Source organism: Lentzea sp. HUAS12 (genome assembly GCF_024125735.1).
In the GTDB taxonomy this organism is placed as follows: Bacteria; Actinomycetota; Actinomycetes; order Mycobacteriales; family Pseudonocardiaceae; genus Lentzea; species Lentzea albida.
The window spans coordinates 5,227,563-5,252,603 of sequence record NZ_CP099738.1 but is presented as its reverse complement, the minus strand read 5'-3'; the positions used below and the strand labels follow the sequence as shown (position 1 = coordinate 5,252,603).

21 protein-coding genes are annotated in these 25,041 nt (G+C 70.5%); 14 read left to right on the top strand and 7 right to left on the bottom strand.

Annotation, left to right across the window (positions count from 1 at the left end; genetic code table 11):
* The first annotated feature begins 89 nt into the window (after positions 1-89).
* The gene (locus ND450_RS23415; RefSeq protein WP_253320865.1) at positions 90-2,321 is read left to right on the top strand and encodes a LuxR C-terminal-related transcriptional regulator; all 2,232 of its coding nucleotides are present in this window, start codon (positions 90-92) and stop codon (positions 2,319-2,321) included.
* Between the two features lie 91 nt (positions 2,322-2,412).
* Here the strand turns inward: ND450_RS23415 and ND450_RS23410 are convergent, their stop codons facing one another.
* The gene (locus tag ND450_RS23410) at positions 2,413-3,471 is read right to left on the bottom strand and encodes an LCP family protein (protein ID WP_253320864.1); all 1,059 of its coding nucleotides are present in this window, start codon (positions 3,469-3,471) and stop codon (positions 2,413-2,415) included.
* A 34-nt stretch (positions 3,472-3,505) separates the two neighbouring features.
* Here ND450_RS23410 and ND450_RS23405 point away from each other — a divergent pair, with 34 nt between their 5' ends.
* The 6 genes from ND450_RS23405 (at position 3,506) to ND450_RS23380 (ending at position 9,240) form a co-directional block, all read left to right on the top strand.
* Positions 3,506-3,925, top strand: coding sequence for a DUF6542 domain-containing protein (locus tag ND450_RS23405; protein ID WP_253320863.1), 420 nt, complete (start codon positions 3,506-3,508; stop codon positions 3,923-3,925).
* An 82-nt stretch (positions 3,926-4,007) separates the two neighbouring features.
* Complete coding sequence (locus tag ND450_RS23400) at positions 4,008-5,900, top strand: glycosyltransferase (protein ID WP_253320862.1); 1,893 nt, start codon at positions 4,008-4,010, stop codon at positions 5,898-5,900.
* 72 nt (positions 5,901-5,972) lie between these two features.
* A complete protein-coding gene (locus ND450_RS23395; protein WP_253320861.1) occupies positions 5,973-6,536 on the top strand; it encodes a TetR/AcrR family transcriptional regulator in 564 nt (187 codons plus the stop codon).
* Between the two features lie 77 nt (positions 6,537-6,613).
* Positions 6,614-7,807: a cytochrome P450 gene (locus ND450_RS23390; RefSeq protein ID WP_253320860.1), complete on the top strand. Its 1,194-nt coding sequence runs from the start codon at positions 6,614-6,616 to the stop codon at positions 7,805-7,807.
* Between the two features lies 1 nt (position 7,808).
* The gene (locus tag ND450_RS23385) at positions 7,809-8,003 is read left to right on the top strand and encodes a ferredoxin (protein ID WP_089922370.1); all 195 of its coding nucleotides are present in this window, start codon (positions 7,809-7,811) and stop codon (positions 8,001-8,003) included.
* Between the two features lie 277 nt (positions 8,004-8,280).
* Positions 8,281-9,240, top strand: a complete 960-nt coding sequence (locus ND450_RS23380; RefSeq protein WP_143091787.1) for a transcriptional regulator — start codon at positions 8,281-8,283, stop codon at positions 9,238-9,240.
* Between the two features lie 115 nt (positions 9,241-9,355).
* Here the strand turns inward: ND450_RS23380 and ND450_RS23375 are convergent, their stop codons facing one another.
* Positions 9,356-9,793 (bottom strand): hypothetical protein, encoded by a 438-nt coding sequence (locus ND450_RS23375; RefSeq protein WP_253320859.1) that lies wholly within the window; start codon positions 9,791-9,793, stop codon positions 9,356-9,358.
* A 73-nt stretch (positions 9,794-9,866) separates the two neighbouring features.
* Here ND450_RS23375 and ND450_RS23370 point away from each other — a divergent pair, with 73 nt between their 5' ends.
* A complete protein-coding gene (locus tag ND450_RS23370; protein ID WP_253320858.1) occupies positions 9,867-12,794 on the top strand; it encodes a BTAD domain-containing putative transcriptional regulator in 2,928 nt (975 codons plus the stop codon).
* 58 nt (positions 12,795-12,852) lie between these two features.
* Here the strand turns inward: ND450_RS23370 and ND450_RS23365 are convergent, their stop codons facing one another.
* From ND450_RS23365 to ND450_RS23350, 4 genes are all read right to left on the bottom strand, one after another.
* The gene (locus tag ND450_RS23365) at positions 12,853-13,044 is read right to left on the bottom strand and encodes a ferredoxin (protein ID WP_089922523.1); all 192 of its coding nucleotides are present in this window, start codon (positions 13,042-13,044) and stop codon (positions 12,853-12,855) included.
* Positions 13,041-14,249, bottom strand: a complete 1,209-nt coding sequence (locus ND450_RS23360; RefSeq protein ID WP_253320857.1) for a cytochrome P450 — start codon at positions 14,247-14,249, stop codon at positions 13,041-13,043. The genes ND450_RS23365 and ND450_RS23360 overlap by 4 nt, the downstream gene beginning before the upstream one ends.
* Complete coding sequence (locus ND450_RS23355; RefSeq protein ID WP_253320856.1) at positions 14,246-15,823, bottom strand: ABC-F family ATP-binding cassette domain-containing protein; 1,578 nt, start codon at positions 15,821-15,823, stop codon at positions 14,246-14,248. Before ND450_RS23355 ends, ND450_RS23360 begins: the two co-directional genes overlap by 4 nt.
* 124 nt (positions 15,824-15,947) lie before the next feature.
* Positions 15,948-16,484, bottom strand: coding sequence for a TetR/AcrR family transcriptional regulator (locus ND450_RS23350; protein ID WP_253320855.1), 537 nt, complete (start codon positions 16,482-16,484; stop codon positions 15,948-15,950).
* Positions 16,485-16,555: 71 nt separating this feature from the next.
* On the opposite strand from ND450_RS23350, the gene ND450_RS23345 reads away from it, so the two are divergent.
* From ND450_RS23345 to ND450_RS23320, 6 genes are all read left to right on the top strand, one after another.
* Positions 16,556-17,626: an FAD-dependent monooxygenase gene (locus ND450_RS23345; RefSeq protein WP_253320854.1), complete on the top strand. Its 1,071-nt coding sequence runs from the start codon at positions 16,556-16,558 to the stop codon at positions 17,624-17,626.
* A 182-nt stretch (positions 17,627-17,808) separates the two neighbouring features.
* The gene (locus ND450_RS23340; RefSeq protein ID WP_371927399.1) at positions 17,809-18,984 is read left to right on the top strand and encodes a nitric oxide synthase oxygenase; all 1,176 of its coding nucleotides are present in this window, start codon (positions 17,809-17,811) and stop codon (positions 18,982-18,984) included.
* A gap of 4 nt (positions 18,985-18,988) precedes the next feature.
* On the top strand, positions 18,989-20,059 hold the full coding sequence (locus ND450_RS23335; protein ID WP_371927398.1) for an APC family permease: 1,071 nt from the start codon (positions 18,989-18,991) through the stop codon (positions 20,057-20,059).
* Between the two features lie 303 nt (positions 20,060-20,362).
* Complete coding sequence (locus ND450_RS23330; RefSeq protein ID WP_371927397.1) at positions 20,363-21,469, top strand: NAD(P) transhydrogenase subunit alpha; 1,107 nt, start codon at positions 20,363-20,365, stop codon at positions 21,467-21,469.
* A complete protein-coding gene (locus tag ND450_RS23325; protein WP_045309221.1) occupies positions 21,466-21,732 on the top strand; it encodes an NAD(P) transhydrogenase subunit alpha in 267 nt (88 codons plus the stop codon). The genes ND450_RS23330 and ND450_RS23325 overlap by 4 nt, the downstream gene beginning before the upstream one ends.
* Positions 21,729-23,090 carry an NAD(P)(+) transhydrogenase (Re/Si-specific) subunit beta gene (locus ND450_RS23320; RefSeq protein ID WP_253320852.1) on the top strand — a complete coding sequence of 454 codons (1,362 nt, stop codon included), beginning with the start codon at positions 21,729-21,731 and terminating at the stop codon, positions 23,088-23,090. The genes ND450_RS23325 and ND450_RS23320 overlap by 4 nt, the downstream gene beginning before the upstream one ends.
* On the opposite strand, the gene ND450_RS23315 is transcribed toward ND450_RS23320, so the two are convergent.
* The gene (locus ND450_RS23315) at positions 23,056-25,029 is read right to left on the bottom strand and encodes a bifunctional diguanylate cyclase/phosphodiesterase (RefSeq protein WP_253320851.1); all 1,974 of its coding nucleotides are present in this window, start codon (positions 25,027-25,029) and stop codon (positions 23,056-23,058) included. The genes ND450_RS23320 and ND450_RS23315 overlap by 35 nt on opposite strands.
* Positions 25,030-25,041: the final 12 nt, after the last annotated feature.

The following is a 25,041-nucleotide window of genomic DNA, read 5'->3' as shown; positions in this document are numbered from 1 at the left end:
ACCTCCGGGGGACCGCGTTGCAGCGGGAGATCGGGCCGACCTAGGGTGCCGCTGTGGGCGGTTCGCTTTCCCCAGGTCGCAAGGGCAATTTGCCTGCCGACACAACTACTTTCGTCGACCGCAAGCACGACGTCGCCGAGGTCAGGAGGCTGCTGTCCGAGTCGCGCCTCGTCACCCTGACGGGTGTCGGCGGGGTGGGCAAGACGCGCCTGGCGTTGCGCGCCGCCGCCGGCGCGAGCAGGGCGTTCCGCGACGGGGTGTGGGTCGTCGACCTGGGCGGCGTCACCGACCCGGAACTGGTCGTGCACACGGTCCTGGAGCATCTGGGCGTGCACGACGACACGGTCCGGATGCACCGCACCGTCCTGGTGGAACACCTGCGCGACCGGCAGGTGCTGATGGTCCTGGACAACTGCGAGCACGTCGTCGCGGCGGCCGCCGACCTCGTGGACGCGGTGCTGCGCGGCGCCCCCGGCCTGCGCGTGCTCGCGACCAGCAGGGAACGCCTCGGCGTCGACGGCGAACACCTCTGGCAGGTCACGCCCCTGCCGCCCGACCCGGCGCTGGCGCTGTTCGCCGAACGGGCCGCCGCCGTCGAGCCCGGGTTCGTCCTCGACCAGCGCAACCACGACGAGGTCGCCCAGATCTGCGCGCTGCTCGGCGGGATCCCGCTGGCCATCGAACTGGCCGCGGTGCGCCTGCGCGTGTTGAGCCTTGACCACTTGTTGTCCAGATTGGACAACACCTTCCGGGTGCTCGGCGACGGCAAGCGCGGCGGCGACCCCCGCCACCAGACGCTGCACGCCGCGGTGGACTGGAGCTTCCACCTGTGCACGTTGCCGGAGCAGATCCTGTGGGCGCGGGCGTCGGTGTTCGCCGGCACGTTCGACCTGGAGGCCGCGGAACGGGTCTGCTCCGGTGACGGCGTCGCGCCCGAGCAGGTTCTGCAGTCGCTGATGGGCCTGGTCGACAAGTCGGTCGTGGTGTCGGAGAAGCACCCGTCCGGCACGCGGTTCCGGCTGCTGGAGCCGTTGCGCCAGTACGGCCTCGGGAAGCTGCGCGCCGCCGGACGCGAACAGGTCCTGCGGGAACGGCACCGCGACCACTACATCGACTGGGCCGAGCGGCGGGAACAGGAGTGGTTCGGCCCGGCCCAGCCGCACATCTTCCGGCTCACCCGCCTGGAGCAGGGGAACCTGCGGTGCGCCCTGGACTTCTGCTTCGACACCGACGGCGACCACTGCGTGCACCTGGCGAGCACGCTGTGGTTCTACTGGGCGGGCTGCGGCATGCTCGGCGAGGGCCGCCACTGGCTCGACCGCGCGGTGGCGAGCGCGAAACCCGGCCCGCTGCGCGCCAAGGCGTTGTGGGTCAACGGCTACGTCGCGACGCTGCAGGGCGACCTGGCCGCGGCGACCGCGATGCTGGACGAGTGCCGCGGATACGCCGTCGAGTCCGGGGACGCCTCCGCGCTCGCCTACTCCACCCACCGCATCGCCTGCACCCACCTGGTCGGCGACGACCTCGACCTCGCGGACAGCATGTTCGAGGAGGCCATGCGCCTGTACCGCGGCCAGGGCACCGTCAACAGCCACACCATGCTCGCGGGCATCGAACTGGCGATCTCGGCGACGTTCCGGCACGACTTCGCCGCCGCCGAACGGCTCTGCGTCGAGGCCAAGGCCGTCGGCGAGGAGCACGGCGAGCAGTGGGCGCAGGCGTACGCGATCTGGGTGCTGGCGCTCTGCGCGTGGGTGAGCGGCGACCTGGCGGGCGCCGACCGGCTCGGCCGCGAGTGCCTGCGGATCAAGCGCACGTTCCACGACCTGCTGGGCATCGTGCTGTCGCTCGAGATCCTGGCCTGGATCTCCGCCTCCCAGGGCAACGCGGGCCGCGCGGCGACGTTGCTCGGCGCCACCAGCGAGATCTGGCAGTCGGTCGGCTATCCCATGTTCGGGTCGCGGTACTTCGGCGCGCCGCACGGCGAGTGCGAGTCGGCGGTGGTGTCCGCGCTCGGCGAGCAGGAGTTCCGCTCGGTGTTCCGCAAGGGCATGGACCTCGAACTGGAGGACGCCATCGCGTTCGCCATCGGGGAGGAGCAGGAGCGGGAGGCGGCGCCCGTGGTGGCGCTGACGCCGTTGACGCGGCGGGAGCAGCAGGTCGCCGACCTGATCGCGGGTGGGATGTCGAACAAGGAGATCGCGGCGCGGCTGGTGATCGCGCGGCGGACCGCGGAGGGGCACGTGGAGCGGATCCTGCAGAAGCTGGGGTTCACGTCCCGGGCGCAGATCGCGACCTGGGTGACGCAGCGGCGCAACTGAGGGTGCAGCTGGGGTGTGAGGGGCGTTGTTCAGGCGCGGGCCGCCTCACCCGGTTCAGGCACCCCGGTCCACACACCCCGGTCCGCGCGCCTCAGTCCACGCACGGGATGCCGTCGTCCGGCGGCGGGGGAGGCGGCGCGGTCGCCAGCTCCGTCACCTTCGCCCGCACCTTCTCCTGGTCCACCTTGTTCACGTCGAGCCCGCCGAGGTGCGCGCCGCCCTCGATCGGCAGCGTGTCGAAGCGCACCTCCGCCGGCAGTTCGCGCGCGAACCCGACCAGGTCGAACCCCGCGTCCAGCACCACGTCCTGCTTCGCCATGTCGATCATCGCCTGCACTGCGGTGACGTCGGCACCCCTCAACCGCTTCGTCACGGCCGAGAGGAACGCCTGCTGGCGCCGCGTCCGGCCCAGGTCGCCGTCCTTCAGGCCGTGCCGCTGCCGCACGAACGACAGCGCCTGCGCCGCGTCGAGGTGCTGCGGGCCGGCCGGGAAGTCCGCGCCGGACAACGGGTCCTTCGTCGCGTGGCGCAGACAGACGTCCACGCCGCCGAGGCCCTCGGCGATGTGGAAGAAGCCGATCAGCGAGATCTCCACGAGGTGGTCGATCGGCTGGTTCAGGAACGCCGACACGGTCCGCACCTGGGCCCGCCTGCCCGCCTCGCGGCCGGCGCGTTCGAGTTCGCGCTTGTCGTGCGTGCCCGCCGCGCGCAGGCGGTCCTCCTCGACGATCTTGGCCCGGCCGTACGCCTCCTTGATCTTGCCCTCGCCGCCCGAGGACAGCGGGACGAGGTTGTCGCGGGGCACGGACATCGCCACAGCGGGGCCGGAAGCGGGGATGTGCAACAGGATCAGCGTGTTCGCGTTGTAGCCGCCCCGGTCGCTCTCGCCCGCCTGCATGCGGCGCAGCACGTCGTCGGGCAGCGGTTCGCCGTGCAGGTCGAGGCGTGTCGTCAGGCCCATCACCAGGATGTTGCGGCCGGACTCCGAGCGGGGCGCGTCGGCGGTGATCGCGTACGACCGCTCGACGCCCGTCGAGACGGTGGACACCGTGGACCAGACGACCGCCGAGGCGGCGAGCACGACCGCGCTCAGAGCCGCCCACGCGGTGCGCGTCAGGACCAGGACGAGACCGGCACCACGTACTTGCATGAATCGGACACCCCCTGAATTATCCTAGTGCGCCATGGGGGTTCAACTGCCCAGTCTCGCCGCGGTCGCGATGCTGGCGGTGTTCACGCAGACGGGGGTCTGGGTGGGCGGCGACGACTTCGGCTGGGCATCCGGCGTGTGGCTCGTGGGCGGCGCGCTGGTCGCCTCCGCGCTCGTGCGCCCGGTGGGGTTGTGGACGGTGGCACCGGCGCCACCTCTCGTGTTCGTCGTGGTCGCGGTGGGCGACGCGGCCTGGGAACGGCAGTCGAAGAGGCTCGGTCTCTGGGGGAGCTTCAAGGAGTTCGGCGCTGACGCGGTTCCGTGGCTCGTGCACGGGTTCCCGTGGATGGCGGCGGCGGTCGGCGCGGCACTGGTGGTCGCGCTCGTCCGCGTTTTCATGGGGGGAAGAAGGAAATGCAGGTCTTCGTCGACAGAACCGGAGCTAGACGGGTAGCGGCCAGGGTGGTCAGCTGGACCGTCGCTTGTGGACTGGTCGTGTTCGTCGCCGCCGTCGGCGGCACGCTGCTGGGAGCGTGGTGAAGCGCACACCCCGGTTGCACTGGATCTCCATCCTGCTCGGGTTGCTCGTGCTGATGTGCGTGGTGTCGTTGCACGCCTACGCGGCGGTCAGGCCCGAACCCGTGCCGCACACCGGCCACCGCGTCGAGCTGCCCGAGGGCACGCTCGCGCTCGCGTTCCACGGCGGCCCGGACCCGAAGTGGACCCCGCGCACGCTGGAACGGTTGCACACCGCGGGGATCAGGGCGACCTTCTACGTCACGGGCGCCCAGGTCACCCGCCACCCGGACGTGGCGCGCTGGATCGTCGCCGAGGGGCACCGGATCGGCCTCGACGGGTTCCGCGCCGAGGGCGACTTCGCCGACCCGCTGAACGTCGCCCTGGCGCAGGCCGCGCTCGCCGACGCGCTGGGCGTCCACACGCGACTGGTCGGCGCGCCGGAGGAGGTCGACAGCGGCGACCGCGAGCACCAGGACATGGGCACGCTGGTGCGGATGTCGTTGCGGGAGAAGAAGGGTGTCGTCCGGCTGCACGACGACGGCAGCATCGGCGGCGACATCGTCCGCGAGCTCGTCAAGCTGCCCGGCTACCGGTTCGTCCTGGTCAGCGACGAGGAACCGGTCGCCGCGTCGGACCGCGAGCGGTTCACCGGCGCCGTCACCACGTGGTCGCAGCGCAACGGCGGGCTCGTGCTCGCGCTGTTCGGCACGGCCATCGGTGTCGCCGCCCTGCTCGGCCTGCTGCGCACGTTCATGCAGCTCGGCCTCGCGCACACCGACCGGCGGTTGCGGCGCGAGAGCGAGGGGGAACCGCCACCCTGGTTCGCCCCGCCGGTCTCGGTGGTCGTCCCGGCGTACAACGAGGCGCTGAACATCGCCGCCACCGTCCGGTCCATCGCCGCGAACAACCACCTCGCCGACGTCGAGGTGGTCGTCGTCGACGACGGCTCGACCGACGGCACCGCGGACGTCGCCGAGGAGCTGGACCTGCCCGGCGTCACGGTGATCAGGCAGACCAACCAGGGCAAGCCGGCGGCGCTGAACGCGGGTGTCCGCGAGGCGCGCCACGACCTGCTGGTGCTGCTGGACGGCGACACGATCTTCGAACCGGACACGGTCGGCCAGCTCGTGCAGCCGTTCGCGGACGACGACGTCGGCGCGGTCTCCGGCAACGCCAAGGTCGGCAACCGGCAGGGCCTGCTCGGGCGCTGGCAGCACCTGGAGTACTGCGCGGGCTCCAACCTGGACCGGCAGATCCTGCACGCGCTGCGCTGCATCCCGACGGTCCCGGGCGCGGTCGGGGCGTTCCGCCGGGAGGCGCTCGACGACGTCGGCGGCGTCAGCGACGACACGCTCGCCGAGGACACGGACCTCACGATGGCCGTCACGCGCGCGGGCTGGCGGGTCGCGTACCGGCCGGAGGCCAAGGCGTGGACCGAGGCACCGGTCACCGTGCACGGCCTGTTCCGGCAGCGCTACCGCTGGTCCTACGGCACCTTCCAGGCGATGTGGAAGCACCGCCGCGCGTTGGTGGAGAAGGGGCCCATGGGCCGGTTCGGGATCCTCTACCTGCTGGCGTTCCACCTGCTGCTGCCGTTGCTCGCACCGGTGATGGACCTCTTCGTGCTGTACGGGTTCCTCGTCGCGGACGCGCCCCTCGCGCTGGTCGTGTGGACGGTGTTCCTGCTGATCCAGACGGCGAGTGCCGGATACGCGCTGCGGCTCGACGGAGAGTCGCTCAGGCCGTTGTGGGCCTATCCGCTGCAACAGGTCGTGTACCGGCAGCTGATGTACGTCGTGGTCATCCAGTCGTTGATCACGGCGCTGCACGGCACGCAGCTGCGCTGGATGTCGGTGCGGCGGACGGGTCGGCTGCTGGACGCGCCCGGCGGTACTGTGCCCGTCACCTGAGTGAGCGCGAGTTTGCGTCTTCCCGGCGGACTCGCCGCCGTCTGCGGAGCAGCGGCCGAAGATGGAGCTGATGTGGGTCGCACGCCCCTGGACGCGCCGGCGCGTCAGCAGGAGGTCTTCGCCGCTGTCCTCGAGGTGCTCGCCGAGGTCGGCTACGCGCGGTTCAACATGGACCTCGTCGCGAGCAGGGCCCGTGCGAGCAAGGCGAGCCTCTACCAGCGCTGGCCGTCCAAGGCGCGGCTGATCACCGACGCGCTGAAGGCGAACATGCCCCGACTGACCCAGCCGGACGAGGGCACGTTCGCCGAGGACGTCCGCCAGATCATGCGGGCGTGGGGCGAGCCGCAGCCGTTCGACACCGCCGGGATCTTCCTCGGTCTGCTCGAGGGCAGTCGCCAGGACGCCGACCTCGCGTGCCTGCGGGAGGAGCACGTCGACCGCGCCTACACGGAGCACCTGCGGGTCGCGGCGGACCGGGCGAAGGCACGTGGCGAGCTGCCGGCGAGCCTCGACGCCGAGGTGCTCATCACCGCGCTGATCTCGACGTTCGTGCTGCGGTCGGAGGAACGGGGCGTCGTCGACGCCATCGTGGACGGCCTGTTGAGACCGCTCATCGGCACCTTTAGGACCAAATAACTCGTCAAGGCGTAGTTGTTCCGCTACGTTCGGTCATGGTTTCAAAAGAACAGATTTGTTCTATTGAGGGGACTCCCGTGACTGAAGCTGCTGTCTGCCCGGTCCACCAGGACCGCGACCACCCGCTCCAGCCGCCGGTCGGCTTCCAGGAGGCCGTCAGCGACGGGCCGGTGAGGATGCTGTGGCCCAACGGTGTCGAGGCGTGGATGGTGTCGAGCTACGCCGGCGTCCGGCAGGTGCTGTCCGACCCGCGGTTCAGCACCCGCAAGGGCGGTCAGCCCGAGATGCGCACGGACGCGGGGGAGGCCGTGCTCGACCCCGACCAGCCGGGCAACATCAACGGGATCGACGGCCCCGAGCACATGCGGTTGCGCCGTCCTCTCTCGCGGGGCTTCATGGTCAAGCGCATGAACGAGCTGCGGCCCCGGATCCAGCAGATCGTCGACGAGCACCTCGACGTGATGGAGGCCAAGGGCGCCCCGGCCGACCTGGTGGCCTCGCTGTGCCTGCCGCTGCCGTCACTGGTGATCGCCGAACTGCTCGGCGTGCCGCCGGAGCACCAGGAGCTGTTCCAGGCCACGGCCGGTGACCTGTTCGGCAAGAACGGCTCGAAGGACGAGTACCTCGCGCACGCCACGAAGCTCGCCGAGGTGCTCGCGCCGATCGTCGCCGCGAAGAAGGCCGCCGGCACGAACGACGACATGATCGGCCTGATGGCCAACGACACCGACTTCAGCATGGACGAGCTGATCTTCCTCTGCATCGGCCTGCTCGCGGCCGGGCACGAGACCACGTCCAACTTCCTCGGCCTCTTCACGCTGCACCTGTTCGAGCAGCCCGACCAGCTGGAGGTCCTGCGGCGCGACCCGGGCCGGGCGGACGTCGTGGTCGAGGAGCTCCTGCGCTACACCGTCGGCCACCTCGGCGGTCCCGGCCTCACCCGCAGGGCCACCGAGGACGTCGAGGTCGACGGCGTGCTGATCAGGGCGGGGGAGTGGGTGAGCGTGTCGCTCATGGCGAACCTCGACGAGGCGCTCTGCCCGCGCGCCGACGAGCTCGACCTGGAACGCGACGCCGTGTCGCACCTCGGCTTCGGGTTCGGGCCGCACCAGTGCCTCGGCGCCAACCTGGCCCGCGCCGAGCTGCAGATCGGCCTGCGGACGCTCTTCGAGCGGTTCCCGAACCTGCGCCCGGCGGTGCCCGTCACGGAGATGAGGTACCGCAACGACATGATCACCTACGGTGCCGCCGAGATCCCGGTGGTGTGGTGACGTGACGGTCCGCATAGACCAGGAGAGGTGCATCGGATCGGGCCAGTGCGTGCTCGCCGCACCGGACGTGTTCGACCAGTCCGACGACGACGGGATCGGCCTCGTGCTCATCGCCGAACCACCGGCGGAGCTGCTGCCGGGCGTTCGTGACGCGGTGGACAGGTGCCCCGCCCAGGTGGTGACCCTGGACGAGTGACCCGATCGGCCGTTTCGGTGAGCGGTCGTCACGGGGAATTGATTCAGTGCGGATTTCCCGACACCTCGATGGCCGCTTTCGGTTCACCACGGCCGTCCGTAATCGTAGGCGCGGCCACCACGGCGTTGTGGTGGCCGCGCCGCTGTGCGCGGGGAGAGTCGAAAGACCCTTCCCGACCAGGTCCGACAGCGGGATGGTGGCGGCGCGGTGAGTACCGGCTGTGTGCCACGGGGTACCCCTTGTGCGGGTGCGCTGAGCACGTCAGGAGGGTCTACCTATGTTCAACGCAGACGCATTTCCCGCTCGCGTGGACAAGACCGACGTGCGGCATGTCGAAACCCTCACGAGCGCCTTGCGGGCATTGGACCACGAATACGGCGGCGGTTCGTGCCGGGACGCCTGCGTGGCGTTGCTGAGGTGGGCGAACCCGTTGCTCGACACCGGGCCGCCCGGGCAGGTGGTGCGGCGGCTCCAGGTCGCGATCGCGGACCTGCACAACCTGGCCGGCTGGGCGTCGTTCGACATGGGGCTGCTGGAGTCGGCACACCTGCACTTCGGCCGTGCGATGGGGCTCGCGCGCGCGTCGGGCAACAGCGCGTTGGAAGCGAACATCCACTACCGCATGGGCCGAGTGCACCTGCACTACGAACTGGCGGAGGACGCGTTGGCGTCGTTCCAGCGCGGACTGCCCATCGCGCAGGCCAGCGGGTCGACGCTGGCCGTGTCGATCCTGCACGCCAACGAGGCGTGGGCGTTCGCGAAGATGGGCGCGGAAAGGCAGGCGCTGCGCCAGTTCGCGCGCGCCCAGGACGAGTTCGAACGCTCCGCGGCCGAGGACGCGCCGCCGTGGGCGCGGTTCTTCGACTTCGCGGACCTGGTGTCGATCGGCGGCATGGTGCACACCGAGCTCGCGCGCACCTGCGACGTGAAGTACGCGCGGTCGGCGATCCCGCTGCTCACCAGGGCGATCTCCTCCGGCGGGGAGGACGCGTCGCGCAGCCAGTCGTTCCGGCTGGCCGCGCTGGCGGTGAACTACCTGGTGCAGAACGAGGCCGAGCAGGCGGGCGAGGTCGGGCGGCAGGCCATCGAGCTGTCCGGTCCCATCCGCTCGGCGCGCACCCGCGACCGCATGCGGCCGCTGAAGCAGGAGGCGGAACGGTTGCGGGGCAACGCGGCCGCGGACGAGCTGGCGGCACGCCTGGGGAAGTTCATGACGGCGTCGCAGGGCGCGGCCTGAGGCCTGGAAGGCGTCACCGGGGCCCGAGGAGAGGTTTGGGCTTCGGGCCCCGGCGGCACCGACCGGGGAGGAGCGACGTCCAGCTGGGGGCCAGGACGCCGCTCCGGTTCGGAGGTCAGCAGCGGATGTCGGTGCGCACGCGGTAGGTCTGAGCGCCGGAGTTCCACTCGACGTAGGCGGACGTGCAGTCGCCGAGGGTGTTGGTGCCGCCCGACCAGAGCTCCTGCTGGCGGTAGCGGCCCTGCTTCAGTCCGGGGTGGCCGTACGGTTCCCGCGCGTCCTTGGAGGCCCACTGCTCGATCGAGATCAGTTCCGGCGTGTACGGCGCACCGGCGCTGTGGACGCCGGACCAGGTGTAGACGTACGCCCAGTTCTTGCCGCAGCCCTTGAACTGCTTGACCGACGCCCACTTCTGACCGTTGTCGCCGACGTGGGCGGTGCTGCCGATCTGGGTCACCGGCCCGCAGCCGGGTGCGCTCTCGGCCTGCGCCTGGCCGGACGTGACGAGACCCAGAAGCAACGCGGCGGCGGCGATCAGCGTTGTCCTCTTCATGGGCTGTGAGCATCACGACGGCCGCTGACATATCGCTGACACGTCTGGTTACCGGCTGGTTAGGATCGGGCACATGCAACGGCGGTGGGAGTTCAGGGTTCTCGGATCGTTGCAGGTCATCGACGCGGGCCGGGCGGTGGAGCTGCGTTCGGCCAAGCAGCGGGTCCTGCTCGCCGCGCTGTTGATGAAGGCGAACGCTCCGGTGTCGTCCTACGAGCTGATGGAGCACCTCTGGGGCGAGGAACCGTCGGGGTCGGCGCGCGCGACCCTGCAGACGTACATCATGCGGTTGCGGCAGACGCTGGACGACCTGGCGGACCGCAAGCTCGTCCGCACGTGGCCGACGGGCTACTCGATCCACCTGGAGGACGACCAGCTCGACCTGCTGACGTTCCAGCGGCTGCGCGCCGAGGCCCGTCGCGCGCCCGACCTGGAGACCGAGGCGCGCCTGCTCGGCGAGGCCGCGGCGTTGTGGCGCGGTCCCGCGCTGGACCAGGTCTCGTCGCTGCGGATGGAGCAGACCGACGTGCAGCGACTGAACGAACAGCGCTGGGAGGTCCTGGAACGCCGCAACGACGCCGAGCTGCAGCTGGGCCGGCACGACCAGGTCGTCGACGAACTGCGGTCGCTGGTCGCGGAACACCCGCTGCGCGAACGCTTCTGGTACCAGCTGATGCTCGCGCTGCACCGCACGGGCCAGCAGGCGCAGGCCCTGGACGTGTTCCGGCGCGCGAGCGACGTGCTCGCCGACGAGCTCGGCATCGACCCGAACGCCGAGCTGCGCGCGCTGCACATGGAGGTGCTGGCGGGCTCCTCCGCACCGGTGCCCGCCGTCCAGTCCGGACCGTCGTGGCTGCCGCCCGCGGTCGGCGACTTCTCCGGCCGGGCCGACGAGGTCGCGCGCCTGACCGCGGGCCTGCGCGCCGGCGGCACGTGGACGATCACCGGTCCCGGTGGCGTCGGCAAGACCTCGCTGGCCGTGCACTGCGCCCACGCCGTCCGCGACGCGTTCCCGGACGGTCAGCTGTACCTGAACCTGCGCGGTGGTGAGCAGAAGCCCGTCGAACCCGCGGCCGCGCTGGACCGCCTGCTGCGCGGCCTGGGCGTTTCGGGTGGCGCGATCCCGTCCACTGTGGAGGACCGGGTCGACCTGTACCGGGACCTGTTGTCGGACCGGCGCATCCTCGTCGTGCTGGACAACGCGGTGAACGAGGCGCAGGTGCGTCCGCTGCTGCCCGGGACCACCTCCGGCGCGGCGCTGGTGACGTCGCGGGCGGCTCTGGCCGGGCTCGAGGCCGCTCACGTCGTGCCGCTGGACGTGCTGCCCCCGGTGGACGCGCTGGCGTTGCTGAAGGCCGCCGTCGGCGAGGCGCGGTGCGCCGCCGAACCCGCCGCGGCACAGGAGATCGTGACGTACTGCGGCAAGCTGCCGCTGGCGTTGCGGGTGGCGGCGGCCCGCCTGGTCGCGCGCCCGCACTGGCAGCTCGCGAAGCTCGCCGGCCGGCTGTCCGACGAACGCCGCCGGTTCGACGAGCTGTCGGTGGGCGACCTCGACGTCCGCGCCTCGCTGGCGTTGTCCTACGACGGGCTGGACGAGTCGCACCGGACCGCGTTCCGGCTGCTGTCGCTGGTGGACACGCCGGACTTCCCGGCCTGGGTGGCGTCCCCGCTGCTGGGCCTCGAGCTCGACGACGCCGAGGACCACGTCGAGGCGCTGGTCGACGCCCGGCTGGTCGACTACGCGGGACGCGACGCGCTGGGACAGGTGCGGTACCGGCTGCACGACCTGTTGCGCGCCTTCGGCCGCGAGGCGGCCACCGAGGACCCGGCCGTGGCGCTGCGCGGCCTGTTCGAGCAGTGGCTCGGCCTCGCGACGCGCGCCGACGCCGAGCTGCCGCACCAGGGCGTCCGGCTGGAACCCCTGGAGCTGGAACGGTTCGACCTCGGGGACGCGGCGGAGTGGTTCGACGCGGAGTGGCAGAACGTCCACGCCGTGATCACGCAGGCCGCCGCGCTGGAGCTGGGCGAGCTGGCCGCCGAACTGGCCGTGCGGTCGGCCGCGTTCTGCGACCTGCGGGCCCGGTTCGACGACTGGGAGCAGATCAACGCGCTGGGCCTGTCGTGCGCGCCGCCCGCCCGGCGGCCGATGCTGTTCCAGCAGCGCGGGATCCTGCGGGTCCGCCTGCACGACTACTGCGCCGCCTCCGCCGACTTCCAGGCCGCGCAGGAGGGGTTCGCGGCGGCCGGCGACGTGTGGGGCGAGGCCTACGCCTGGTACGGCATGGGGTGGATGCACGAGTGGAGCGGCCGGTCCGCCGAAGCCCGTGAGGCCCATCGCGAGGCCATGACCCGGTTCGTGGCGTCCGGGAACCCGCACGGCGAGATCGAGGTGCTGTGCTCCCTCGGCGCCATCGAGCGGCGGGCCGGCGGGCTGGTCGCCGGTCAGGAGTACCTGGAGCGCGCCCGGAGGGTCGCCGCAACGCTCGGGGACCTGCAGAGCGAGCTGATGGCGAACCTGGAACTGGGGCGGTTGCACCAGTTCACCGGGGAGCTGTCGGAGTCCGCCGAGTTCCTGCGGTCGTCGCTCGCGGCCGCGCAGAAGCTCGGCGACCCGGACCTGGCGGCGAACGTCCGGCTGTTCCTCGCGGACACGTTGCTGCGGTCCGGGCAGGAGTCGCTCGCCGAGGAACAGCTGCGGCAGGCCTGGGAGTTCTTCGAGGAGCACGACGACCGGCAGGGCCGCATCTGGGTCTGGCGGCTCCGGTCCGGCATGGCCACGTCCGCCGACGAGGCGTTGAGGCTCGCGGCGCTGGCGATGGACCAGGCCAGGGAGATGGGGTCGGCGCCGGAGGTGGGGCGGTCGTTGCGGGTGCTGGGCAACGCCCTGGAACGGGTCGGGCGGGCCGAGGAGGCCCGGGAGCACTGGCGGCTGGCGGAGGAGACGCTGACGGCGGCGGGGTTCCAGGCCGAGGTGGACGAGCTGCGGATGGCCACGTCGTAGGCGCGCGTTGGTGCCAGGCGACGGGGCACTGGTGTCGCCTGGCAGCTCCTCGACGCGACTAGCTGATCGTGATCGCGCCCGCCGGGCACAGCCCGGCGGCCTCCTTCGCGGACGCCTCGTGGGCCGCGTCCGGGTGTTCCTCGAGGAGCACCACCGTGCCGTCCTCGTCGTTCTGGTCGAAGAGGTCGGGATCGGTCAGCACGCACATCCCCGAACCGCAGCACTTCGCCTGGTCGACCGAGATCTTCATGACGACCACGCTACTGGCAGCGCGTGGACCCCGTAGATGCCCATGTCGGTGCGCAGCGGCACGTCCTCGGGGGCCGTGTCGAGGCGGAGGTCCGGGAACGCCTGGAACAGCTTGGCGAACGCGATCCGCATCTCGATGCGCGCCAGCTGCTGGCCCAGGCACTGGTGGATGCCGTGGCCGAACGCGACGTGGCCGGTCGCCGGGCGGCGCAGGTCGAGCTCCTCGGGGTTGCCGGGGAACTTCTCCGGGTCGCGGTTGGCCGCGGGCACGTGCATCACCACCGTGTCACCGGCCCTGATGAGGTGGCCGTCGATCTCCACGTCCTCGGTCGCGGTGCGGACCGGTCCGAAGTGGATGATCGACAGGTACCGCATCAGCTCCTCGACGGCGTTGTCGACGACGTCCGGCTCGTCGCGCAGGATCTTGAGCTGGTCCGGGTGCTGCAGCAGCGTGAAGGTGCCGAGGCCCAGCATGTTCGCCGTGGTCTCGTGGCCCGCGAGCAGGAGGAGCATCGCCATGTTCGACGCCTCCTCGTCCGTCGGTTCCCCGGTGGCGAGCAGGTCGCTGATCATGTCGTCGCCCGGGTCCGCCTTCTTGCGGGCGATCAGCTCGCGCATGAACGCCTCGATGCGTTCCATGGCCGCCATGGCCTCTTCGAACGTCGAGTTGAGGCTCAGCAGCTTCGCCGTGTCCTCCTGGAACCTGTGCCGCTCGTCGTAGTCGACGCCGAGCAACGCGCAGATCACCAGTGACGGCACCGGGAGCGCGAACTCCTGCACCAGGTCGGCGCGACCGCCGAACGACCTGAGGTGTTCCAGTTGGTCGTCGACGATCGTGCCGATCCACTCGGACAGCTGGTTCATCCGCCGGACCGTGAACTGGCCCTGCAACATCCTGCGCAGCCGGGTGTGGTCCGGCGGGTCCTGGTTCAGGAACATGCCGGGCTTGATCCTGCGCCTCTCCTTCGGCACCTCTCCCTGGAACCGGACCTCCAGCAGGTGGTGTTCCGCGGGGTCGTTCGTGAACTTGGGACTTCCCAGCACCTCGCGCACCTGGTGGTGGCCGGTGACGAGCCAGCCGAGGTGCCCGTCGGCGAACTTCAGCCTGCTGATCGCGGCCTGGTCGCGGATCCGGGCGAGCTCGGGCGGCGGGTCGAACGGGGTCTGGCGCGTGGTGGGCAGCTTCTCGGAGATCACTTCGGTCATCTCGCACACCTCCCAGTGCTCGGCAGAGGACCTTGTTCCGAAGCTACAGAACTTTCATTACTTCGTGAAGGTGAATTGAGGGTCACGGTCCGCCACGACCGGAAATCTGTCCGCATCTGCCTGTCGTGGGTCGCGACGGCCACGGCCGCGCGCGTCCGGTGCAGGGCCTCGGTCAGCTCGTCGACGAGGGCGATCGACAGGTGGTTGGTCGGTTCGTCGAGCAGCAGGACGTGCGGGGAGCCGCTCAGCAGCACCGCCAGTTCGAGTCGCCTGCGCTGGCCGGTGGACAGGCGCCCGACCGGCCGGTCCAGGTCCTGTCCCGTGAGCAGGCCGAGTTCCGCGACTCGCGGACACAGCCGCCTCGCCGTGGCGTCCTCGTCCTCGAACACCGACTCCTGGGCCAGCAGCGCGACGCGGCCGGCGTGGTGCACCGTGCCGTGCGCCGGGGCGATGCGGCCCGCGAGCACGTTCAGCAGCGTCGACTTGCCGGCCCCGTTCGGGCCGACGACCACGAGCTTCTCGCCCGCGCTCAACGAGATCGGCTCGGCGAGGCTCAGCCTTCCCGGCACCGCGAGCGGGGTGGCGTGCAGCAGGTCGCCACTCGCCTCCAGCTCCGGCGGGGTGAAGCGCAACGGCGGTGGGGGAGCGTCGACGCGCTGGTCGTCGAGCTCGTCGAGCCTGCGGGCGACGGTGCGCATCTTGTTGGCCGCGCGGGTGCCGCGCTTGTGCTTGAACGCGCCCTTCGGCGGCCGCCAGCCGTCCTGGAGCCGGGACCGGGCCCGTTCGACCTTCTCGGCCAGTTCGCCGTGCTCGGCCTCCTCCTGGGCGAACCGCTGCTCCCACCGCTGCCGTTCGGCGCGCTTGGCCTCCTTGAACGCCCGGTGGCCGCCGCCGTGCAGGCGCACCTCGCCGTCCGGGGACGGGTCGAGGTCGAGCAACTGGGTGCAGACGTCGTCGAGCAACGTGCGGTCGTGGCTCACGAGGACCACGACGCCGTGGTGCTGTTTGAGGCGTTCGGTCAGGAACGCCAACGCGTCCGCGTCGAGGTGGTTGGTGGGTTCGTCCAGCAGCAGGACGTCGGCGCGTTCGGCGAGCAGGCAGGCCAGCCGGACGCGGTAGCGCTGGCCCACGCTGAGCTCGGACAGCCGCACCTGCCGGGGATGGTCCGCGTCGAGGGCCTTGAGCGCGATGTCCGCGCGTCGTTCGGCGTCCCACGCCTCTACGTCCTCGGCGTGGGCCAGGGCCTTCTCGTAGCGCTCGCCGTCGAACGGCTCCGCCGCACCGTCCAGTTCGGACAGTGCTTCGCGGCTCTCGCGCAACGCCTCGGACAGCAGGTCCCCCACCGTTTCGCCCTCGTGGAACGGCATTTCCTGTTGCACGAGGCTCAACGAACCGTGCCGCGCCACGGTTCCCTGGTCCGGGACCAGGTCGTCGGCGAGCAGGCGGAGGAGGGTGGTCTTGCCGCGGCCGTTCTCACCGATGACGCCGAGACGCTGACCGGCGGAGACCTTCAGCGAGATGCCGTCGACGACGGGCCCTGCCTCATAACCCTTGGTGAGGTCTTGGGTCGTCAAATGAACATGCGAACGCACGGGATCTTCTTTCGGGTACGCGAAATCAGGACGTGTTGCGCTGGGGCACACGTCCTTGATCAGAGGTAGAAGACCCCGTACCCGAATCCCATGAAACCCACGGTACCTACGGCCGCAACGCCTTTTCGACGGCGTCTTTCAGGTCCCGCACGCTCTCGGGGGTGCCCGGCTCCGGTCCGACCGTGCTGCCGGCGCCGACGAGCCGGTAGAAGAGCAGGCCCTCCAGGAACGCCGTGAGGTGAGCGCCCGCCCGTTCGGAATCGTCGTGGCCCAGCATCGTCGCGAGCGCCGTGGCCTGCTCGCGCGGCGAGTGGGCCATGATCGACTTCAGCTCCGGGTGGTGGGTGGCCTCCAGCATCGCCGCGTACCGGGCGAGCGTCCTGTTCCGCTCGACGAGCCAGCTGTCGAGCGTCCTCGCGATGCTGCCCGCGACGTCGTCGGGATCGGGCACCACGTCGAGCCGTTCCAGGTCGGCGAGCCGTTCCACGAACCCCTCGACCAGCGCCTTGCGCGTGCGGAAGTACGCGCTGGTCGAGCCTTCCGGCAAGCCCGCGCGGCGGTCGACCGCGCGGTGGGTGAGCCCGCGCATGCCCTGTTCGGCCACGAGCTGGATCGCGGCGTCGGTGATGACGTCTCTGCGCACCTGTGGTCCCACTCTCTCTACATCTGTAGTCTACGGGTGTAGATTCCTCTACAGGTGTAGAGGAGGAGACGATGAAGGCGATCGTGGTGGGCGGCGGCATCGGCGGGCTGGCCGCGGCGGTGTCGTTGCGGCGGGTCGGCTGGGAGGTCCAGGTCCTCGAACGCGCGGCCGCGTTCGGTGAGATCGGCGCCGGCGTGGGCGTCATGCCGAACGCGATGCGCGCGCTGGAGTGGATGGGCCTCGACGACGAGATCCGCAGGCTGGGCACGCCCCGCGTGTCGGGCGGCGTCCGCGCCGACGACGGGCGCTGGCTCGTGCACCTGCCGGACGTGGGGCAGGAGAAGGTGATCGCGATGCACCGCGCCGACCTGCACGGCGTCCTGCTGCGCGCGTTGCCGCCCGAGGTGCTGTCCACCGGCGTCGAGGTGACCGGTGCCGGCGACCTGGACGCCGACCTCGTCGTGGCGGCCGACGGCATCCACAGCCGCCTGCGCGCGGAACTGCTGCCGGACGCCCCGGGACCGGTGTACGCGGGCGCCACGGCGTGGCGAGGGGTGGCGCCGGGACCGTACGAGCTGCCGATCTCGCAGACGCTCGGACCTGGTGGTGAGGCGGGGATCCTGCCTCTCGGCGACGGCCGGGTCTGCTGGTACGTGGCGAAGGTGGCGCCCGCTCAGGCGGACCTGGACCCGGTCGCCTTGTTCGCGGACTGGCACGACCCGTTGCCGGAACTCGTGCGGACGACCGCCGAGATCATCCGGCACGACATCTACGAACTTCCTTTGCTGCCAACGTTCGTGAAGGGCCGGGTGGCGTTGCTCGGCGACGCGGCGCACGCGATGACGCCGTATCTCGGCCAGGGGGCGTGCATGGCGTTGGAGGACGCGGTGACTTTGGCTCTGTGCAACGGTGATCTGGCGCGGTACGACGCGTCGCGGCGGCCGCGCACGCGGTCCGTGTGGAAGGGCTCGAGGAGGGCGGGCAGGCTCGGGATCGAGATGCGGTCCCCGATCGCCTTGGCGCTGCGGAACTTCGCCCTCCGGGCGGTCCCGCCCTCCGTGGCGGTCCAGGGGATGACGCGCTTCTCGGCGTGGGAGGTGCCCCAAGTTCACTCGAACGGGTCGAATCCAGTGGTGAACTGAATCACTGGTCAATGTTTGATGTCAGCCTGATAACGGTCAAGAACCACCCTTTGTCGCGCCCTTTGTCACCCAGTTGTAGGATCAAGTAACTGCTGAGCGTGTCGGACGCGGTCCAGTGATCCAGATGGCGTAGCGCGACAGGCGGTTCCTCCTACACGAAAGCGCAACTACGGTGCCTCGCCATGACCCCCGTCCCGACTGATGTGATGCCCCGTTCCCTTTCCGCGCATCCCCCGGCGCAGGTCGAGAACACCGGCGAGATCGACATCGCCGAGGCTGAGGACTTCGTCCGACAGCACCACACCGAGTACCCGGACCTCGGCCCGGTCGAGGCCAGGCTGGCCGAGGTGCACGCGGAGATCGCCGCGACCGGCACCTACCGCCACACCACCGCCGAACTGACCTTCGGCGCGCGCGTGGCGTGGCGCAACAGCTCCCGCTGCATCGGCCGCCTGTACTGGCGGAGCTTGAAAGTGCGCGACCAGCGCGAGGTGTCCGCTCCCGCCGACGTCGCGAAGGAGTGCGTCGAACACCTCCGCGTGGCCACGAACAAGGGCAAGATCCGGCCCGTCATCACGGTCTTCGCCCCCGCCGAGCCCGGCACGCACGCGCCGCAGATCGACAACGAGCAGATCATCCGCTACGCCGCATACCGCGGCACCGACGGCGGAGTGCTCGGCGACGCGCGCAACCTGGCGTTGACGGAGCTCGCGTTGAAGAGGGGCTGGAAGCCGCCCGCCACGCGCGGCCCGTTCGACGTCCTGCCGCTCATGGTGACCTGCAAGGGCCACGAACCCGCGCTCGTCGAGATCGCCGCCGACGACGTGCTGGAGGTGTCGCTGTCGCACCCCGACTTCCCGTGGCTCGGCACCCTCGGCGTGAAGTGGCACGCCGTGCCCGCGATCAGCAACATGCGCCTGCGCATCGGCGGCATCGACTACCCGTCGGCGCCGTTCAACGGCTGGTACATGGGCACCGAGATCGGCGCCCGCAACCTGGCCGACTCGGACCGCTACGACCTGCTGCCGTACCTCGCCAAGCGAATGGGCCTGGACATGTCGTCGGAGGCGACGTTGTGGCGCGATCGAGCCCTGGTGGAGCTCAACCGCGCCGTCCTGCACTCGTTCGCGGAGGCCGGGGTCACGATCACGGACCACCACACGGAGTCGCAGCGGTTCCTGACGCACCTGGAGAGGGAGGAGGCCGCCGGCCGTTCGTGCCCCGCGGACTGGTCGTGGATCGTGCCACCCGTGTCGGGCGGGCTGACGCCGGTCTACCACCGCTACTACGACACGGATGAACTGCTGCCGAACTTCTTCCCCGCCTCGAAGCCCTCCGGGTGCCCTGTCGCACACTGACCGGGTGCAGCTGACCCGGAGTTTGACGCTGACCGACGCCGTGTTCGTCGGACTCGGTTCGATGATCGGCGCGGGCGTGTTCGCGGTGTTCGCCCCGGCCGCGGCGGCGGCCGGGTCCGCGTTGCCGGTGTCGTTGGTGATCGCCGGCGTGATCGCCTGCTGCAACGCGCTGTCGAGCGCCTGGCTCGCGGCCCGCTACCCGCAGTCCGGTGGCACGTACGTCTACGGCCGAGAACGGCTCGGGCGCCTGTGGGGCGACCTGGCCGGGTTCGCGTTCGTGCTCGGCAAGACGGCGTCGTGCGCCGCGATGGCGTTGACGGTCGGTGTGTACGCCGGGGCACCAAAACCCTTCGCGGTGGCGGCGATCGTGGCGCTGACCGCGCTGAACCTGACCGGTGTCCAGAAGTCCGCGCTGGTCACGCGGATCATCGTCGTCGTCGTGGTGCTCGTGCTCGTGCTGACGTCCGTGACGGCCCGCGAAGCCGTGCAGCCGGCGGAGTTCCTGCCCGCAGGAATCCTTCCCGCCGCCGCGCTGCTGTTCTTCGCGTTCGCCGGCTACGCGCGCATCGCGACGCTCGGAGAGGAGGTGCGCGAACCCGCTCGCACGATTCCCCGTGCCGTGGTCATCTCGTTGGGCATCACCCTGGTCGTGTATTCGGTCGTCGCTCTTGTCGCCTTGAACGCGTTGGGCAGCTCACTGGCCGTGTCGACCCTTGCCGACGTGTCCCCTTCCCTCGCGCCGGTGATCCGGGTGGCCGCGTGCCTGGCCGCGTTGGGCTCCTTGCTGTCGTTGCAGCTGGGGGTGAGCCGGACGACCCTGGCGATGGCGCGCGATCGCAGGCTGCCCGGCTTCCTGGCCGACCTGCGGTGGGCGGAGATCGCGACCGGGCTGGTCGCGATCGGACTGGTGCTCACCGTCGACGTGACGCGCGCGATCGTGTTCAGCTCGTTCTGCGTGTTGCTCTACTACGCGATCGCCAACGCCAGCGCGTGGACGCTCGGTAAGCGCGTCGTGCCCGCGGTTGGGCTGGCAGGGTGCCTGACGCTCGCCGGTGCGGTCCTCTGGCAACTCTGAACGCTTCCCGCCCTGCTCGTCCGGCGTACGAGCGGGTCTTGTGCCGTCGGCACCGGCCGGGTGCACACCTGCCCGGATCGTCATGATCGCTGCGGAGTTCTTGTTGCTGGGAGAAACGGTCCCGCACGCCGTGCAACGACCACGCAGCCGTAGGTATACCGGGCCGTGATCACATCTCCGCCATGCAGTCGACCTCGTCGAACAGACGTTCACCTCGCTCAGGTGGTCGCGGTCGTCGTGCCCATCAGGACCAGTCACGTCTGGCAACTGTGATGTGGCCCAGGTCACCTTTGATCGCGTAACGTGCGTACGGTGAAAGTGGGAACCCCCGCAGAGTCGCGGCCCGCCGAGCGCCGAGTCGCCTGCGTACCGGAAACGGTGTCGTCGCTGGTCGACGCTGGTTTGACCGTGCACGTACAGGAAGGCGCCGGGCGTCACGCCCACGCCCTCGACGCCGCCTACCGCGCGGCCGGGGCGACCGTGACGCCCGAGGACCCGACGTCGCAATCCGACGTCGTCGTGTCCGTTCAGCCGTTGACCACCGACCAGGCCTCCACCTTGCGGCCCGGCGCCGTCACGATCAGCTTCCTCCAGCCCCAGGCGGAACGGGAACTGCTGGAGGTCTACCGCGACCGCGGTGTGACGTCGTTCAGCTTCGACCTGCTGCCCCGCGTCACCCGTGCCCAGAGCGCCGACGCGTTGTCGTCGCAGGCGCTGGTGGCGGGGTACCGGGCCGTCCTGGTCGCCGCCGAGCGACTGCCGCGCTTCCTGCCGATGTTCACCACCGCCGCCGGCACGGTGCCGCCCGCGAAGGTGCTCGTGCTGGGCGCCGGAGTCGCGGGCCTGCAGGCCATCGCGACCGCTCGCCGGCTGGGCGCCGTCGTCGAGGCCTACGACGTGCGCAAGGCGGCGGGGGAGGAGGTCCGCAGCCTCGGCGCGAAGTTCCTCGAGCTGGACCTGGAGACCCAGTCCGGCGTCTACGCGTCCGTGCAGTCCGAGGAGTTCCTGGAACGCCAGCGAGAACTCATCGGCGAGCACGTGGCCGCGTCCGACGTCGTGATCACCACCGCCGCGATCCCCGGCCGCAAGGCGCCGGTGCTCGTCACGACCGACATGCTCAAGGCCATGACACCGGGCTCCGTGCTGGTCGACCTGGCCGCGGAGTCCGGCGGCAACTACGCCGGATCCGTTGCGGGGCAGGAGACCTGGGTCGGCGACGTGCTCGTGCACGGCGCGCTGAACCTGCCGTCGTCCATGCCGGTGCACGCGAGCCGCCTGTACTCGCGCAACGTCCTCAACCTGCTCAAGCTCATGATCGCGGACGGGGCCGTGGCGCCGGACCTCTCCGACGAGGTGCTCGACGGCTGCTGCCTCACCCACGACGGCCGGATCCGCAAGGAGTTGCCGTGATCGACCTGCTGACGATCTTCGTGCTGGCCGTGTTCGTGGGCTTCGAGGTGGTCTCGAAGGTGTCCACGATCCTGCACACGCCCTTGATGTCCGGCGCGAACGCCATCCACGGCGTGATCCTGGTCGGCGCGATCCTGATCACGGGGTCCGCGGAGAGCACGCTGGAGCTGGTGCTCGGGTTGCTGGCGGTGTTCCTGGCCACGGTGAACGTCGTCGGCGGGTTCGTGGTGACGGACCGGATGCTGGAGATGTTCCGGAAATGACCACCGTCGGGCTGATGTACCTCGTCGCGTCGCTCTGCTTCATCCTGGCGCTGAAAGGCCTGAGCTCGCCCAAATACGCGCGCTACGGCAACCTCATCGGCGCGTTCGGCATGCTGGTCGCGGTCGTCACCGCCTACCTGCACGGCGTCGTCCACAACGGACTGTGGATCCTCTTGGCCATCGCACTCGGTGTGGTCGTGGGCATCCCGGCCGCGCGGTCGGTGAAGATGACGGCCATCCCGCAGATGGTGGCGCTGTTCAACGGGGTCGGTGGCGCGGCGGCCGCTCTCGTCGCGCTGGCCGAGTTCTTCGCGGTGCCGGACACGACCGTGATCTTCCGGCTCGCGACCGTGCTGACGGTGCTGATCGGTTCGGTCAGCTTCTCCGGGTCGGTGGTGACGTTCCTGAAGCTGCAGGAGCTGATGACCACGCGTCCGGTGCTCCTGCCGGCCGGGCAGCAGCTGGCGATCGCGGCCGCTGTGTCGTCGGTCGCCCTGTGCGCCTTGACGATGGCCGTGCCGAACGGGTTCCTGCTGTGGTTGCTGGCGGCGGTCGGGCTCGCGCTCGGTGTGTTGTTCGTGCTGCCGGTCGGTGGTGCGGACGTGCCGATCGCGATCTCGTTGCTCAACGCCTTCACCGGCCTCGCGGTCGCGGCGTCCGGGTACGTGCTGGCGAACACGCTGCTGATCGTCGCGGGCACGCTCGTCGGCGCGTCCGGCACGATCCTGACGCGGCTGATGGCGCAGGCGATGGGCCGCTCGCTCGCGAACATCCTCTTCGGCGCGTTCAAGGCGACGACCGTTGCCGCGCAGGGGGAAGAGCAGCGGACGGTCAAGTCCGGCACGGTCGAGGACGTCGCGATCCTGCTGGGGTACGCGAACAACGTGGTCGTCGTGCCGGGCTACGGGCTCGCCGTCGCGCAGGCGCAGCACGCGGTGCGGGAGCTCGTGTCGCAGCTCGAACGGCGTGGAGTCGCCGTCTCGTACGGGATCCACCCCGTGGCGGGGCGGATGCCGGGGCACATGAACGTGCTGCTGGCCGAGGCGGACGTGCCGTACGAGCAGCTCAAGGAGCTCGACGACGTCAACCCAGGCATCACGTCGGTCGACGTGGCCGTGGTGGTCGGTGCGAACGACGTGGTGAACCCCGGTGCGCGCGACGAGCCGTCCAGCCCGATCTACGGCATGCCGATCTTCGACGTGGACCGCGCGAAGTCCGTGGTGTTCATGAAGCGCTCGATGCGGCCGGGGTTCGCGGGCGTGGACAACGAGTTGCTTTACAACCCGAAGACGACGCTGTTGTTCGGCGACGCGAAGGACTCGCTCACGAAGCTGCTGGCGGCAGTGAAGCAGCTGTAGCGAGCAGGTCGGTGACCTCGGCGGCGCTGAGCGCGGGCAGCAGGCCGATCCCGCCGTCGGCACCGGCCCGTCTCCAGTGGGCGGCGTCGGTGAGGGTGTGCACCTCGTCGACGGCGAACCGCACGCCGAGGCCGTGCACCGTCGCGATCAGGGCGCGCATCGCCTGGTACAGCGGGGAGTCCGGGTCGGGCGCGGGTGCGCGGGTGATCACCGAGCGGACGGGCAGCTCGGTCAGCACGGCCAGTTCGTCGTGGCCACCGCGGAAGCCGTCCAGCGCCGTGACGATGCCGTTCTCGTGCAGCACCAACGCGTTGTCGTCGCCGGCGAGCACCGACGAGATGTCGAGGGCGATCCGCAGCCTCTCGGGCGGCAGGCCCGTCTCGTCGAGGGTCCGCTTGACGTCGGCGACCAGGTCCTCGTCGCGGGACTGCAGGGCGCCCAGCGCGATGTGCAGCGTGGGCGCCCTGTCACCGAACTCCTCCACCCACCTGGCGGCCTGGGCGCACGCCTCGCGCAGCAGCCACCGGCCGATCGGCAGCGACAGGCCCGTCGAGTCGGCGAGCGCCATCGTGTCGTTGTGGCTCAGGTCGTCCCAGTGCAGGCGGGCGACGGCCCCGAGCACCTCACGGGTCTCCAGGTCGTGCACCGGCGCGTAGACGATCTCGATCTCGCCGTGCTCCCACGCGCCGGGCATCGAGGCGGCCAGCGCGTACCGGCCGCGGCGGCGGGCGTCGTCGTGCGGGTCGTGCAACGCCCACTGCCGCTTGCCGCGCGCCTTCGCCTGGCGCAGCGCGGCGTTGGCGCAGCGCATCAGCTCGGCGGCGGTCGCGAACGCCGGAGGCCGGTCCACCACGCCGATGCTGGCCGACAGCGCGATGCCGTGGTCGTCCACGAAGGTCGGTTCGGCGAGGACCTCCTGGATCTCCTCGACGGTCGAGGTGACGTTGTCCCCGACCGTGATCAGCGCGAACTCATCGCCGCCGATCCGCGCCACCACGGCGTTCCTCTCGGTGGCGAGCCTGCCGAGGCGGCCGGCGACGATCTTGAGGAGCTTGTCGCCGGTGTCGTGGCCCAGGCCGTTGTTGACGACCGAGAACGCGTCCAGGCCCAGGTGGTACAGGGTGATCGGGGTGCCGTCGAGCTGCCGTTCGACCTGGGAGAGGAAGTGCTGCCGGTTCGACAGGCCGGTGAGCGAGTCGTGCAGCAGCTGGTGGTCGAGGCTGCGCTGCAACAGGTGCAGCTCGCTGATGTCGTCGACCATCGTCACGTGGTGCGTCGGGTGGCCGTCCGCGTCGAGCAGCACCGAGACGACGAGTTGCACCCACACCGGCTCACCGTCCGCGCGAATCAGTTCGCGCTGGTCGCGGAACCTGTCGAGGTGGCCCTCGCTCACCTTGCGGTAGGAGGCGCCCAGGGCGACCAAGTCCTCCGGACGGTAGAAGTCGCGCAGGTCGCGGTCGGTGAGGTCGGCGCCGGACCCGAGTCCGACGATCTCGGCGAGCTTGTCGTTGGCCTGCACGCACCGGCCGTCCAGGTCGGTGATCGCGATGCCGAGCGCGGCGGAGTCGAACACCTCCTGGAACCGCGCCTGGCTGACCTTGAGCGTGCGCTCGACCCGCTGTTTGGCCCGCACGATCGCGACCTTGATCTGCTCCTGCTGGTCGAACGCGTCCGTCCGCATGGCCTGTGCGTACGCGGAGCTCAACCTCGCCAGCAGGGGTAGTTCGAAGGTGGGAGAAAGGACCTCGATCGTGACGCGCAACGAGTCCGGTCCGGTCGCGTGCAGTGACACCAATCGATAGGCGACCGATTCGGGTGACTCCCGCAGATCACGCAGCGAGTCGAGCAGCGACTGCTCGATTTCGGCGTGGGAAAGCGGGATGTACGCGGTAGACGTCAGCGCGTGCATCCAGCGGGCGGCGAGCTCCGGAAGTTCCATCCTGTTCACAGA